The sequence below is a fragment of the Neobacillus thermocopriae genome (assembly GCF_010975035.1).
GTDB classification, from domain to species: Bacteria; Bacillota; Bacilli; order Bacillales; family Cytobacillaceae; genus Neobacillus; species Neobacillus thermocopriae.
In genome coordinates, this window is the sequence record NZ_JAAIUV010000009.1 from 91,311 (window position 1) to 104,965 (window position 13,655).

General features: G+C 38.8%; 17 protein-coding genes. 7 read left to right on the forward strand and 10 right to left on the reverse strand.

The annotated features are described in order from the left end of the window. Positions 1-15: 15 nt before the first annotated feature. From G4Z05_RS07780 to proC, 3 genes are all read right to left on the reverse strand, one after another. Positions 16-1,293 carry a DNA polymerase IV gene (locus G4Z05_RS07780; RefSeq protein ID WP_163251286.1) on the reverse strand — a complete coding sequence of 426 codons (1,278 nt, stop codon included), beginning with the start codon at positions 1,291-1,293 and terminating at the stop codon, positions 16-18. 97 nt (positions 1,294-1,390) lie between these two features. Then, on the reverse strand, positions 1,391-2,410 hold the full coding sequence (gene namA, locus G4Z05_RS07785) for an NADPH dehydrogenase NamA (protein ID WP_163251287.1): 1,020 nt from the start codon (positions 2,408-2,410) through the stop codon (positions 1,391-1,393). A 78-nt stretch (positions 2,411-2,488) separates the two neighbouring features. After that, positions 2,489-3,328, reverse strand: coding sequence for a pyrroline-5-carboxylate reductase (gene proC, locus G4Z05_RS07790; RefSeq protein WP_163251288.1), 840 nt, complete (start codon positions 3,326-3,328; stop codon positions 2,489-2,491). Between the two features lie 653 nt (positions 3,329-3,981). Here proC and G4Z05_RS07795 point away from each other — a divergent pair. Further along, positions 3,982-4,773 (forward strand): SDR family NAD(P)-dependent oxidoreductase, encoded by a 792-nt coding sequence (locus G4Z05_RS07795; protein ID WP_163251289.1) that lies wholly within the window; start codon positions 3,982-3,984, stop codon positions 4,771-4,773. A gap of 335 nt (positions 4,774-5,108) precedes the next feature. Here the strand turns inward: G4Z05_RS07795 and G4Z05_RS07800 are convergent, their stop codons facing one another. Beyond that, positions 5,109-5,300 (reverse strand): YqzH family protein, encoded by a 192-nt coding sequence (locus G4Z05_RS07800; RefSeq protein ID WP_038536008.1) that lies wholly within the window; start codon positions 5,298-5,300, stop codon positions 5,109-5,111. A gap of 159 nt (positions 5,301-5,459) precedes the next feature. Here G4Z05_RS07800 and G4Z05_RS07805 point away from each other — a divergent pair, with 159 nt between their 5' ends. Together G4Z05_RS07805 and G4Z05_RS07810 are read left to right on the forward strand one after the other, a co-directional pair. Beyond that, positions 5,460-6,719: a Y-family DNA polymerase gene (locus tag G4Z05_RS07805; RefSeq protein ID WP_163251290.1), complete on the forward strand. Its 1,260-nt coding sequence runs from the start codon at positions 5,460-5,462 to the stop codon at positions 6,717-6,719. Between the two features lie 14 nt (positions 6,720-6,733). Further along, the gene (locus tag G4Z05_RS07810; protein ID WP_163251291.1) at positions 6,734-7,069 is read left to right on the forward strand and encodes a YolD-like family protein; all 336 of its coding nucleotides are present in this window, start codon (positions 6,734-6,736) and stop codon (positions 7,067-7,069) included. 36 nt (positions 7,070-7,105) lie between these two features. On the opposite strand, the gene G4Z05_RS07815 is transcribed toward G4Z05_RS07810, so the two are convergent. Continuing rightward, positions 7,106-7,312, reverse strand: coding sequence for a CDGSH iron-sulfur domain-containing protein (locus G4Z05_RS07815; protein ID WP_163251292.1), 207 nt, complete (start codon positions 7,310-7,312; stop codon positions 7,106-7,108). Positions 7,313-7,459: 147 nt separating this feature from the next. Here G4Z05_RS07815 and G4Z05_RS07820 point away from each other — a divergent pair, with 147 nt between their 5' ends. Further along, entirely contained in the window at positions 7,460-7,783 is a 324-nt protein-coding gene (locus G4Z05_RS07820) for an iron-sulfur cluster biosynthesis family protein (RefSeq protein ID WP_163251293.1), read from the forward strand. Positions 7,784-7,866: 83 nt separating this feature from the next. On the opposite strand, the gene G4Z05_RS07825 is transcribed toward G4Z05_RS07820, so the two are convergent. From G4Z05_RS07825 to G4Z05_RS07835, 3 genes are all read right to left on the reverse strand, one after another. Beyond that, positions 7,867-8,787, reverse strand: coding sequence for an alpha/beta hydrolase (locus G4Z05_RS07825; RefSeq protein ID WP_163251294.1), 921 nt, complete (start codon positions 8,785-8,787; stop codon positions 7,867-7,869). Positions 8,788-8,889: 102 nt separating this feature from the next. After that, positions 8,890-9,030: a hypothetical protein gene (locus G4Z05_RS07830; RefSeq protein WP_163251295.1), complete on the reverse strand. Its 141-nt coding sequence runs from the start codon at positions 9,028-9,030 to the stop codon at positions 8,890-8,892. A gap of 55 nt (positions 9,031-9,085) precedes the next feature. Next, on the reverse strand, positions 9,086-10,000 hold the full coding sequence (locus G4Z05_RS07835) for a hydroxymethylglutaryl-CoA lyase (protein WP_163251296.1): 915 nt from the start codon (positions 9,998-10,000) through the stop codon (positions 9,086-9,088). 333 nt (positions 10,001-10,333) lie between these two features. Here G4Z05_RS07835 and G4Z05_RS07840 point away from each other — a divergent pair, with 333 nt between their 5' ends. Next, complete coding sequence (locus G4Z05_RS07840; RefSeq protein ID WP_163251297.1) at positions 10,334-10,573, forward strand: YqkE family protein; 240 nt, start codon at positions 10,334-10,336, stop codon at positions 10,571-10,573. 18 nt (positions 10,574-10,591) lie between these two features. Here G4Z05_RS07840 and G4Z05_RS07845 read toward each other — a convergent pair whose 3' ends face one another. Beyond that, positions 10,592-11,503, reverse strand: a complete 912-nt coding sequence (locus G4Z05_RS07845) for an aldo/keto reductase (RefSeq protein WP_163251298.1) — start codon at positions 11,501-11,503, stop codon at positions 10,592-10,594. A gap of 65 nt (positions 11,504-11,568) precedes the next feature. Continuing rightward, positions 11,569-11,697, reverse strand: a complete 129-nt coding sequence (gene mciZ, locus G4Z05_RS07850) for a Z-ring formation inhibitor MciZ (RefSeq protein ID WP_163251299.1) — start codon at positions 11,695-11,697, stop codon at positions 11,569-11,571. Positions 11,698-11,770: 73 nt separating this feature from the next. On the opposite strand from mciZ, the gene G4Z05_RS07855 reads away from it, so the two are divergent. Further along, positions 11,771-12,325 (forward strand): NUDIX hydrolase, encoded by a 555-nt coding sequence (locus G4Z05_RS07855; protein ID WP_163251300.1) that lies wholly within the window; start codon positions 11,771-11,773, stop codon positions 12,323-12,325. Further along, complete coding sequence (locus G4Z05_RS07860) at positions 12,322-13,491, forward strand: endonuclease Q family protein (protein WP_163251301.1); 1,170 nt, start codon at positions 12,322-12,324, stop codon at positions 13,489-13,491. Before G4Z05_RS07855 ends, G4Z05_RS07860 begins: the two co-directional genes overlap by 4 nt. Positions 13,492-13,655: the final 164 nt, after the last annotated feature.

A 13,655-nucleotide genomic window follows, 5' to 3' on the forward strand; every position in this document is an offset into this window, starting at 1 on the left:
AGCACAGTGGAGCTTTTAATCATTTTTATCCTCTTTTTTTGAAAATGCTTGAAGAAAGTCTTTATTAAAGCTTGTGCTGGTTCCTATTTGATGGGCAGGATCTACTAAATGTGAACCGGCACTTTTTATAATCTTTTTCCCATATTTATCACGGAGGCTAGATAATGTTTTAAGTAGTGGTTCCTTTTTAGCTTCTTTTTCGTACGAAAATAAATCCAATTGCTTGTAGGCATGCTCTTGTTCTACTAAATCAAATCCGGTTATACCTAATAATCGAATGGGATTACCGTTCCAATGTTTCATAAATAGCTGCTTTGCTTGTTCTGTGATTTCCTCTTTTTGGTTAATAGGGTTTCCTATCTTTGTGCTTCTTGTAATGGTTTTTCGGTCTTTATAGCGGATGGTTACGCCCAGTGTTGTTGCTAAGACATTTTTCCGTTTTAATCTTACAGAAACGGTTGATGCCAATGAATCCAACACGTGAAAAATTTCTTGTTGATTGGTTGTGTCATGAGGCAGGGTAGTGGAATTGCCAATGCTTTTAAAATACTCAATGGATTCTGGATCAACCGGTCGATGATCAATTCCATTTGCACGCTCTTTTAAACGAACCCCATTGATTCCAAGAAGTGTTTTCAGTTGAATATCATTCGCCTTTGCTAAATCACCAATTGTTTGAATTCCGATCGTTTTGAGCTTTTCTGCAGTCTTCTTGCCGACCCCATGCATTTCACTGGTGTTTAACGGCCATAGAATGTTAGGAATATCTCGCTTACGAAGGATGGTTATCCCTAACGGTTTTTTCATGTCTGAGGCTGTTTTTGCCAAAAATTTATTTGGTGCAATTCCAATACTGCAGGGTAAATCAAGCTGTTCTAAGATTCTTTTTTGGATACTTTCCGCAATCTCAATAGGGGTGCCAAACTCAAAGCTTTCAGTGATATCCATATATCCCTCGTCAATGGAAACAGGTTCTACAAGCTCAGTATAGTGTCTAAGAATATCAAAAATCCCCTTTGAAGCAGCTCTATAACGTTCGAAATTTGGCGGCTTTACAATTAACTGAGGGCACAGCTTTTTCGCTTGCCACAGCGGCATGGTTGTTTTTACACCAAATTTTCTTGCTTCATAGCTACAGGTGACGATGATTCCTCGACGCTCCTCCACACTTCCGGCGATGGCCAAGGGCTTCCCTTTGAGTGAAGGATCATATGCCATCTCAACCGAAGCGTAAAAGCTGTTCATATCAACATGTAATATGACTCTTCCGTTTTTCGGATACATTTTCTTCATGGCGCCCATCCTTTCTATTTTTAGTTTAGCATATAGAAATTTATATAAGAAGAAAAGACGGCTTTAGCCGTCTTATAGAAAATAGATATTATGAGGTTTAAATCCAGCCGCGTTCATATTGTTTTGGACCTATAATCTCTTCGCCTAATTCTTTTGCAGCTTTTCGTGGCCAGTATGGGTCACGAAGCAATTCGCGTGCTAAGAATACTAAATCTGCTCTTTCATTTTGTAAAATTTCTTCTGCTTGAATGGCCGTAGTAATTAATCCAACCGCACCTGTCGGGATGTTTGCCCCATTTTTAATTGTTTCCGCATACTTTACTTGGTAGCCTGGGTATACATTAATTTTGGCTGGAACAACAGCTCCTGAGCTGACATCAATTAAGTCCACACCCTGCTTTTTCATCCATTTGGCAAAAGTTATGTAATCTTCCGGTTTCAGTCCATCTTCGTGATAATCATGTGCAGACACACGGACAAACAGTGGTCCGTCCCAAACTGTCTTAACAGCTTCAATAACTTCACGCAAGAATCGGTATCGGTTTTCGGCAGAACCTCCATATTCATCTGTTCGTTTATTGGTAAGAGGAGAAAGAAACTCATTTATGAGATATCCATGAGCACCGTGAATTTCAATGATATCAAAGCCGGCTTTGGCAGCCCGTTCCGCTCCTTTTTTAAAGGCTGCAATTGTTTCTTCAATATCAGCTTTTGTCATTTCTTTTGGTAATTTTGATTTTTCATTAAATCGAATAGCTGATGGAGCAATAATTTCACTTTCTAATTCAGCCTTTCTGCCAGCATGGGCGAGTTGGATTCCAATTTTAGCACCATGTTCCTTTACCAATTCGGTAAGCTCTTGGAGGCCTTTGATATGGTCATCACTCCAAATACCTAAATCTTGAGGAGAAATGCGTCCTTGTGGTGTAACAGCTGTTGCTTCAACAATGATTAACCCGACTTGGCCGACCGCTCTTGTGGTGTAATGAGTTCGGTGCCAGTTTTGGATGTGGCCGTCTTCATTATGGCTGGAATACATGCACATTGGTGCCATGACAATCCGATTTTTCAATGTAACTCCCTTAATAGTATAGGGAGTAAATAATTTTGCCGTCATTTTGCCACGCCTCCTTTATTTAAATCATTTTTAGTATAGCAAATAGATTTACAATCATATAAAATTTTGCTTTTACTATCATGTTTTTCCAACTTGTAGCTGTGAACATAAGGCATCGCCCATACGTTTGGATTGCTCGGCAGCTGCTTTAATGCAGGAAATAAAGGCTTCCTGAACGCCGTGTTCCTCGAGAACACGAATCCCGGCCTCTGTTGTACCTCCTGGGCTAGTTACTTCCCTCCGTAATTGCTTTGGTGATTTGGAAGAGTTTTTAACCATTTCAGCTGCTCCAATTAACGTCTGAACAATAAGTTCTTTTGCTATTTGTTTTTCAAGACCGATTTCAACTGCACTCTTTTCCATTGTTTCAATGAGATAATAAATATAGGCTGGTCCGCTGCCTGAAAGGCCTGTTACGGCATCGAGTTGTGTTTCCTCGACAAAGGTAACCAATCCCACAGTTTCAAAGAGTTTTTTCGTCATTTCCAATTGATTTTCTGAAACACGGTGATTTACGGCAATAGCTGTGGCCGATTTTCCTACTGCTGCTGATGTGTTTGGCATGGATCTGGCAATTGCAAGTGGTTTTCCAGCTAAGGTTTCAATTGTTTTCATTGAAACTCCGGCCAGGACGGATACAATCAGCATATCCTTGGTTAAAAAAGGACGAATATTTTGAATCGCTGATGATGCATCTTTTGGTTTCATAGAAAGTATCACAATGTCCGCATTTTCAAACAGAGTTTGTAAATTGTAGGTACTACGAATTCCATAACGTTCTTCTAAGTCTCGGAGACGGTTTTGATTGGAATGATTGGTTACCCATACATTTTTTCGATCAATTAATTCATTTTCTAGGATTCCAGAAATAAAGGCTTCTGCCATCGAACCTGCACCAACAATAGCTATTTTTTTCATGAAAACTCCTCCTTTTCGTCTAAAAAAATAAAAGGCCTTTCATCCGTAAAGGACGAAAGACCAGGCTCCCGTGGTACCACCTTTATTGAACCCTCATTTAAATATAAAAGGATTCACTCAACTCCGTTAACGCCGGGTTACGTTAGGTTTTCCTAAATGCTCATAAGGTAGGTTCAATGATCAAGAGGGCTGTGAAGTCTTTCAGCCTATGAACTTCACTCTCTTTTGCCATTTCTCATTTACTGGCCTTACTCATTGCATGAACGTATCGAATTTTTATAAGTGATTATGCAAGAAGAAATGCTTGTCTGTCAAGAGTTAAATTTGTAAATTTTCCGACTTGTTTAGAAAGATGTGGAATTGATGACATGTCTACTTAAATTGGTAAATTTATTTTTATATATTTATTTGAATGTTGAGGGGATTATTACTATGACAGATTAACTTCCCGCTTCTATTTTAGAAATGTCTATGTAAATGATGAAAGGAGAGTGTAACGTTTTTCGACAATGGTCCGGAAGAAGCTTTCGGATTTGTTCGTTATCTTGCTTGACTATTTAGTCTCTATCAGAGAAATTATTAGTAAGATACACATAAACTGTGCTTTTCGGTCAAAGATTTAAGATGAAGTACAGTTCAGATGGGGTGTTTTCGTGAATCGATTAAAGGATAAAAATATTGTGATTACCGGGGCTTCTGGAGGAATCGGGGCGGAAATTGCTAAGCTTTGTGCAGCGAGGGGAGCAAATCTTGTCTTGCTTGCTAGAAGTCTTGATAAACTGCAGCAACTGGAAATAGAGTTGGAGCAGAAGCATCATGTAAAGGTAGAGGTGTTTCAGCTGGATGTAGCGAATACAGATCAAGTAAGGGAGATTTTTGGGAAGATTTTTGACTTGTTTGGACATATTGACGTTCTTGTTAATAATGCTGGTTTTGGTGTATTCCGCGAGGCTCATGAAGCAACAATGGACGAAATTAAAGGAATGTTTGAGGTAAATGTAATTGGGTTAATGGCCTGTACTAGCATGGTATTACCAAAAATGCGTGAACGGCGTTTTGGGCATATTATCAATATCGCGTCACAGGCTGGAAAAATCGCTACACCAAAATCAAGTGTTTATTCGGCAACCAAGCATGCTGTTTTAGGATACACCAACGCTCTTCGGATGGAACTTGATGACGTTCATGTTTTCGTGACCTCCGTCAATCCTGGACCGATTGCTACCAACTTTTTCAACATTGCCGATGAAAAAGGGACTTACGTGAAGAATGTGCAAAAATTTATGCTGCAGCCAGAATATGTAGCTAGAAAAGTTGTTGACAGTATGCTCACAAAAACAAGGGAAATCAATTTGCCACGTTGGATGAATATGGGCAGTGTCGTCTATGTCCTTTTCCCACGGTTGTTTGAGCGGATTGGTAAACGAATGTTGAATAAGAAATAAGTGTCACTGGAAAACCCCCAGCAATAAATGGATTGTGGGGGTTATGTTTTTGTTATATTCGTTTCAATTTCCAGCCCTTTTATTTGTAAAAAGAAATGTAGTTCATTTCAGAATAGGAAGTACACCAAGCCATTAAATTCGTATAGCCATCGTGCTGGACTAAAGCAACCCAAAGAGGCTAAGCTGAACAACTTGATTTACTCGGAACTAATTCCTGAAAAAATTATTAAGCTCAATCTGTATTTAATCAAGGAAGATGAACATGCATTCTCCTTTTTCAATGAATCTTCATACATCCTCATGAGTAAGTAAAAGAAATATGTATTTCCTAAATTTTACCCTGTTAAATATTCATATACAGCATCATTTACTACTTCATATAAATCGGCTGCTGGATCTTCGTTTTTGATTTGCAAAATCTGATGAACTAGATCCTCCATTTCTTTTTCTCCAACAGGTAGGGGATCCACTTCCCCGTATTGTTTAAAACAATGACGAATCATTTTGATTACAAGTTTTTTCTCCATAGCTTGCACCTCACCATCATTATAGCGTTTTTTTGTCCATTATCCAGATTGGAGATTTGTCAAAAAATCCCTATTGAATACGAACGTATATTCGCTTATGATAATACATATACTAAACGAAGAACGAATGTTCGAAAATAAAACTGTGAGGGATTCGTCATGGTTGATTACAGTACATTACCGCAAAATAAAATACTATGCGTCGATATGAAAAGTTTTTATGCCAGCTGTTCCGCTGTTATGAATGGGCTTGATCCTTTAGAGTCCTACATTGCGATTGTAGGTGACAAAAAGAGGCAGGGAAGTGTTGTGCTTGCCGCTTCACCTAAGTTGAAAAAAGAATTTGGCATTAAAACAGGATCGCGGCTGTTCGAAATTCCAAAGGACCCAAGGATTGAACTGATCGAGCCGAAAATGGCTACTTATTTACGCGTTTCGACGGAAATTACTCGTTTGTTTAACCGTTACGTCCCAAAGGAAGCGATCCATACGTACAGTGTCGATGAAAGCTTTATTAAGGTAGATGGGGTGATGCATCTGTGGGGGGATGCCAAGACGATTGCTGAAAAAATAAAGAACGACATTGAGAGGCAATTCCAGCTACCATGTGCCATTGGAATTGGTCCCAATATGCTAATGGCAAAGCTTTGTCTTGACTTGGAAGCAAAGAAAAAAGGAGTCGCCGAGTGGACATTTGAAGATGTCCAGACAAAGCTTTGGAAAGTATCTCCACTTCGAGAAATGTGGGGAATCGGCAGGAGGGTGGAAAAGACATTAAACAGCATAGGCATTTTCACAGTTGGCCAGCTGGCTTGTTATGATTTAGAGCAATTAGAAAAGAAATTTGGCGTCATGGGCAATCAACTTTATTACCATGCTTGGGGAGTGGATTTATCCGATTTGGGCGCACCGATTATTGAAGGACAAATCAGTTTTGGAAAAAGCCAAATTCTTTTAAGGGATTATAAAGATCCCGAGAAAATCAAGCATGTAATTTTGGAAATGTGCGAGGAGGTAGCGAAAAGAGCAAGAACGCGAAAAAAGGCGGGGCGGACTGTCAGTCTTGGAATTGGTTACAGCCAGGATGAATTTGGTGGTGGCTTTCATCGCTCAAGAACGATCAAGCAGCCGACAAATGTCACCATGGATCTTTACCGCGTCTGTCTTGAATTATTTCAGGAGCATTATAATGGCAAAACGGTAAGGCAGATTTCGATTGCGCTCAGCAATATTGTGGACGACTGCGAGCTACAGCTTGATCTGTTTGACATGGGGGCATACAAAAGACGTGAGCTTGGCTATGTGGTGGATTCCATCCGCCGACGTTTTGGCCCAGGGTCACTCCTCCGAGCTGTTTCCTTTACCGCAGGAGGAACAGCCAGACACCGATCGACGCTGGTTGGTGGACATAAGATGTAAGGAGGAGAGGAAAAATGATTCGCGACCGCGGCAGGATCAAATGGACGTCGATGATGTTGCCTGAGCATGTAAAATTGCTCAGAGATTGGGTGAAGGAAGACCAGTATGAACAGCCAAAAGAAGTGGATGAACAGCAATTCGAACGAATGAATGAAACCTTATTAGAGGCGATTGAATTTGATCAGTACGTGACAATTATCCATTTTCACAACCATCATTATGAAATGGTGGTTGGAAAAATTCATTACTGGGATGAAATTGCCCATAGGCTTCATGTGATTGATCACTTTCAAGAAGTGCATCGTATTCCTATTCATACGATTGCTGACATACAGCTAACAGAACGGTAAAAGAGTGGCTTTTGCCATAAGCCACTCTTTTACTATTTAATCTACTTTTGGTACCCGAACTTCAGAATGAAAATGACCTTTATGGGATCCATCACAAAAAGGTTTATTCTTGCTTAGGCCGCAACGGCACAGGGAAAAGGATGGTTTTGTTGTATACACATTGCCTTCGCCATCCAGTAGTTCCACATCACCGGTAATTCTAAGCGAACCGTTATCATTCACTTTAATTTGTACCTTTGACATGAAGAAACACTCCTTTAAAAAATGGATATTAATTAAGAGAATAGTTAATTTGCTTAGAAATTTCAACTAAAGAAAAGCAAAATAAAAAACAGCTAGAACAAACCTATGCTACAATCATCATATGCCTAAAAAAGGGGAGTGTTAAATGTGGAAATTACCATAACAAAAGAAGCGGTTCAAAAATTGAATGAGAAGATAAGCGGTCGGAAAGGTTATTTAAAACTCATCTATGATACAGAAGGTTGTGGCTGCGCAGTAAGTGGTGTAGCAGCTTTGTGGTTCACAGGTGAAGTAGACAATAACGAAGCAGCAATTGAGACAAATGATCGGACTGTATACATAGAAAAGTCAAAAATGGTTTTCTTTGATGAGCAAATGAAAATTGATTTTTCTCCAAGTACAAATAGCTTTCAATTAAAAAGTCCACAGCAAATTTTAAACGCGAGAATGAGTTTAATCATTAAAGAGTAATAAGGTTTAACACATGGGTGATAAATTGAATGATAATAGGATTTAAAATTCAAAACAGACTGTACCGATTAGGACAGTCTGTTTTAACTTGGTAGAGCAGAATACACATATTTTTTCAGAAACTCATCTACGACTCGTTCATAATCCGCTTTGTTTTCATTAAAGGACTGGGCATGCTTGCCTTTTTCAGCAATATAAAGCATTTTCGGTCCCTTTTTTTGTTCATATAAGTCATTGGTCATAGAAGGAAGAATAAAATCATCTTTTCGGCTGTGAATAAACAGAATTGGATGTTGGATGTTTTGGATAACAGAAATCGGTGAAACCTCACGGAGAGAGTACTTATCACGCAAGCGTAAGAGAGCATCACCGATTAGAAGCAATAGCCTTGGATGAACTTTAAAATCTCGTTTAATTACATAAGCAATCTGTTCTTTAAAGTCCGAAAACGGGCAGTCAGCTATATAAAAGTCTGCACCGTCTTCAAGGAGACCTGCATACAAAAGCATGGTAGCAGCCCCCATTGATTCTCCGTGAATACCTAAAAGTAAATCTGGTCCTTTTTCGTTTTTAAGCCAGTCGACAACTGCTTTTAAATCGAATTTTTCATAGTGACCAAAGCTAGTTGTTTTACCACCGGATTCTCCGTGGCGACGGTGATCATAAAGCAATGTATTAAAGCCTCGATCGAGAAAAAGTTTCGCATATTTAACTGAATTAATTTTTGTTTCTGTCACACCATGAGAAATAATCACATAGTGATTTGTTTTATGAGGTTCCACAAGCCAAGCTTTAATGTTGTAGCCAAATGGAGAGGGAATATCAACAATCCGTCTAGGCAAGGATTCAAATTCATCGGGATTAAACCTGCCAGCTTCTTTTTCCCGGGTTAAGATGAAATCTTCATCTTTTTTTTTCATGTACATGAGCCGGTTGGTAAAATACAAACCAATCGCGAGCCAGCCGAACAATAAAATAAATAAGACTCGAATTGCCTTTTTCACGCTTGGCACCCCCGGAAGTTGTCAGATACATAATTTTACAATTGTAATTTTACCATAAGAAAAGCCGCTGAGACAAAATGGCGGCTTTGTTTGATCCTATAATTATTGTTCTGAGTTTTGACGTTTGGTTGGATGAAGAGCTTGTTCCATTTCTTCAGCGGCCATCATTCGTTTGCCGCCTTCTGCTGATTCAGCAAAATTTTTTCCGGACTGTGGATTCCCTTTTTCACGTTTACGGCTCATACTAATCCCCTTTCAAAATAAATATCATCTTTAAGATGTATTATTTGATGGGAGATTATTCATGAAGCTGCTTGTTCTGAGCATAAAGACGATAATAACCGCTTTCAATCTTTCTTGAAACATACGGGCGGACAATTTCGATCGCACTCATCAGCTTATGAAGATCAATACCCGTTTCGATACCCATCCGTTCGAGCATATACACTACATCCTCTGTTGCGGTATTACCGCTTGCACCGGGTGCAAATGGGCAGCCACCTAGCCCGCCTGCAGAGGTATCGAAACGGTTGATCCCGGCTTGAAGGGCAGCTAGAATATTAGCGAGTCCAAGTTTCCTTGTATCATGAAAATGAGCTGTTAACAATGTATGGTTAAATTCTTCTTTTAATTTGGAAAACAACGAATATGATTCGGTTGGGGAGGCCATTCCAATCGTATCAGCAACACTCAACTCGTCGACTCCGGCATCCACAAATTCACGACACAGCTTTAATGTGTCTCTTTCTTCCATTCTTCCTTCATAAGGACAGTAAAAGGCAGTAGAAATGCAGGCCCGGACAAAATAATTCTTTTCTTTTAGTTCATGAATGATCGGTTTTAATTCTGTCATACTGTCTTGAGTTGTTTTGTTAATATTTTTTAAGTTAAAGCTGTTGCTGACACCGACAAAAACAGCTACTGCTTTACAATTTGTGGCGTAAACCCTATCAATTCCTTTTCGATTTGGAGCTAAAACAATGTTTCTTAATTGGTCATTAGAGCAATCGGCAACGATTTCTGCTGCATCACTCATTTGTGGTACCCACTTTGGTGAAACAAATGAGGTGAGTTCCATTTCCTGGATTCCTGCCTCTTTTAGTGCGGAGATAAATTGTTTTTTTATGTGAGTTGGGACGAGTAATTTTTCATTTTGCAATCCATCACGAGGTCCTACCTCTATAATTGTCACTTTATTAGGTAAATTTTGCATTTTGTCACTCCCCTAGTATTGATAATTTTATTGTAGAGGGATTAATTTCTAAAAATCAAGAATAAATAGAATTTTAAAAAACTAATGAGATTTCTATGATACGGATGGTTGCAATTTTACTTGGGGACCTAACTAGGAGCAAGCGTGGGTAGAATTTTGTTCACACTGATTCATGAAATTTAGAGGAAAGGCGTACTTTGGCTCAGGGTACACGGTGATTAGGGATTTGTATCAATAGTTCGCTCGACTGAACTTAATGCTAAGTGTGATAAATTATATTCTATGAAATGTTATAATAATTTAAGAAAATAAATAGATAGGGAGTAGAAACACATGAAGAAAAGACGCTCAGAAACAAAAAAAGACGAAGCTACGGTAACTCTTAAGGATATGCTGAATCCTGAATTAATGAAACAATTAAAATCGAAGCAGGAACAACTGAAAGCAGAAGAGGAAAGAAAAAAAGAGGAAGAAGAGCAAAGAAAACGGGAAGAAAGAAGATTAAAAGAAAAGAATAAATCATTTGAAGAACTATTAAATGAAAGTTCAATGGATTGGCGAAAGTTTAAATAAGGAGAGCGCGGCTCTCCTTTATCGATGTTCTTTATAAATATTTGCTTTTGTGAGCTCCTTAATAAGTGTCACTTCTTCATTCGTGAGTGCTTGGCTTTTTACAGCAGCTGCATTATTTCTAACTTGTTCAACACTACTTGCTCCGACAACGACAGAAGCCACAGAAGGATTAGCAAGATTATACTGAAGAGCCACTTCTGTCAATGAACGCTCCCCAGCTATCTTCTCCCGCAACAAAGATAAAATCTCTTTTAACTCTTCTGGGCGATAATCCAAATATCCTTTTTCTGGCAGTTTATCTAGCATTCTATCACTTAGGAGCCCTTTTGCAAGTGAACCACGAGTCACCACACTTACACCATGTTGCGTCAATAGCGGCAAAGCTTCTTCTTCCGGTCTGCGGTCAAGGATGCTATATTGCATCATTACTGAAATAATTCGGGACTTTTTCACATATTCGCGGATGACATTTGGACGAATAGAGGAGATTCCATAATAACGGATTACACCTTCGGAAACTAATTCTTCAAATGCTTCAATCGTTTCATCTATAGGATCTTCAATTGTACCGCCATGCAACTGATAAAGATCAATATAATCTGTTTCAAGTCGCTTCAAGCTTTGTTTCACGGCTTCCTTAATGTAAGCCTTGGAAGGATTCCAAGTCCATCCAGAACGATCAGGTTTCCAACAATTCCCGACCTTTGTGGCAATGATCACGTCACTGCGGACATTTTTTAAGGTCTTGCCAACAATTTTTTCATTCATACCATAATCATAAAGGTCGGCAGTATCAAAATAATTAATTCCTTCCTCAAGAGCAGTTTCAATAATCTTTCGGCCGATCTTTTCGTCTATCCCAATTGACATACAGCCAAGCCCTAGCTCCGTTACAAATAAATCAGAATTACCTAATCTTCTTCTTTTCATAAAATATTCCCCCAGTCTTTTTACAATTTTATAAAAGAACGGGGCAGACTACAAACGGTAGGCTATTAATGTGAAATTTTTTTAACCCAATCTGAAACAGTGTTAAATTCCTTCGAATATTCCTTAAGTTTTTGTAATACTTCCCAGCCTTTTCCGACAAGAATAATTCCTTTCTCATAAACATATACCTTCATCCCATACCCCTCCAATTGATGTATGGTAAAATGTATGACGAGATGTGACTGGACTAGAACAGGAGATGAAAGTATGAGTACGTTGGAAGAAAAAACGATTCATAGCGAAGAAATTTTTTCAGGGAAGGTGATTAGCCTTCACCTCTACGATGTGGAATTACCGAATGGGAAACAATCAAAAAGAGAAATTATCAAACATCCTGGAGCAGTGGCCATTTTGGCATTGACACCGGAAAACAAAATTATTATGGTTGAGCAGTATCGTAAAGCCCTTGAGAGAGCTATTGTCGAAATACCAGCAGGCAAACTTGAAAAAGGTGAAGATCCATCCGAGTGCGCGCTTAGAGAACTGGAAGAAGAGACAGGTTATGTTTGTGAAAACCTTGAGCTATTGACCTCTTTTTACACATCACCGGGATTTGCAGATGAATTAGTATATGTATACTTGGCAAAAGGTTTAACAAAAAAGGAAAACTCTAGAGCGCTTGATGAAGATGAGTTTGTGAAACTTGAAGAACTGACATTATCTGAAGCCCTTCAGTATATAAAAGAGCAGAAAATCTATGATGCGAAAACCATTTATGCAGTTCAGTATTTACAATTACAAGAGGCGTTGAATAAAAAATGAATCGTTATTATGTAGATTTACATATTCATATTGGCCGCACTTTGACAGGAAAGCCTGTTAAAATTACCGGAGCCAAATCACTGACATTTTCGAACATCATTGAGCATGCGAGGCATGAAAAAGGGTTGAACATGATTGGGATTATTGATAGTCAATCTCCGGAAGTTATTTTGGAAATGGAAAGTTTGATGGACCGTGGATTGATTGATGAGCACCCAGATGGGGGATTGGTGTTTGGGGATTTAACTGTCATTCCTGGCTCAGAGATTGAAATTTATGATGACCAATGTAATGGACCCATTCATGTACTTTGCTATTTTCCGACATTGACCATTATGAAGGAGTTTTCTAATTGGCTCTCAGCCAACATGAAAAATGTTCAGTTAAGCTCGCAAAGAGTTTATGTGACTGGATTAGAGTTGCAAAAAAAGGTAAAAACCCTGGGAGGTATATTTATTCCAGCCCATGTTTTTACACCATTTAAGAGCTTATATGGTAAAGGGGTGAAAAAGTCGTTAACAGAAGTATTTGATCCAGCATTGATCGATGGAATAGAACTTGGACTAAGTTCTGATACGAAAATGGCTGATCAATTAGGTGAATTACATGCTTACACCTTTGTAACGAATTCAGATGCTCATTCCTTGCAAAAAATAGCTCGAGAATACCAGGTAATGGCTATGAAGGAGCCATCATTTAAAGAACTTCAAAAAGCATTAAAACAAGAAGATGGTAGAAAAGTTATCGCTAATTATGGTCTAGACCCGCAACTTGGCAAATACCATAAAACCGTATGTGCGGAATGTTTGAATCAAGTAAATGAAGAGGAAGAAATTTGCAACCAGTGTGGACAATCAAAAATCATTAAAGGGGTAGCAGACCGTATCCATGAACTTAAAACTGCCGATGGAAGTCCGCCTGGAAGGCCGCCATACATTCATCAAGTGCCACTTGAGTTTATCCCAGGCTTAGGGCCACGTATGCTTGAAAAATTAATCGATCACTTTGGCAGTGAAATGGCGGTATTGCATGAAGTTCCATACGAGGCTTTACAAGAGGTAGTTCCCCAAAAAATTGTCGATCTCATATTAAAAGCTAGAGAGGGAAATCTTCATCTCGAAGCAGGTGGTGGAGGAAAGTATGGAAAAATAGCATTACAATTGTAAAAAAGTAAGAGAAACCGACAGTCGTCAGACTGTCGGTTTCAGATTGTAGACAAAAGGCATTCCGAATAAACTTAATTCGAAATGCCTTTTCAAATTTTAAGCAATTTTTGGTCTATATTAACTTTAATTTGACCCCTACGGGGTCAATTATTATACCATTTTTG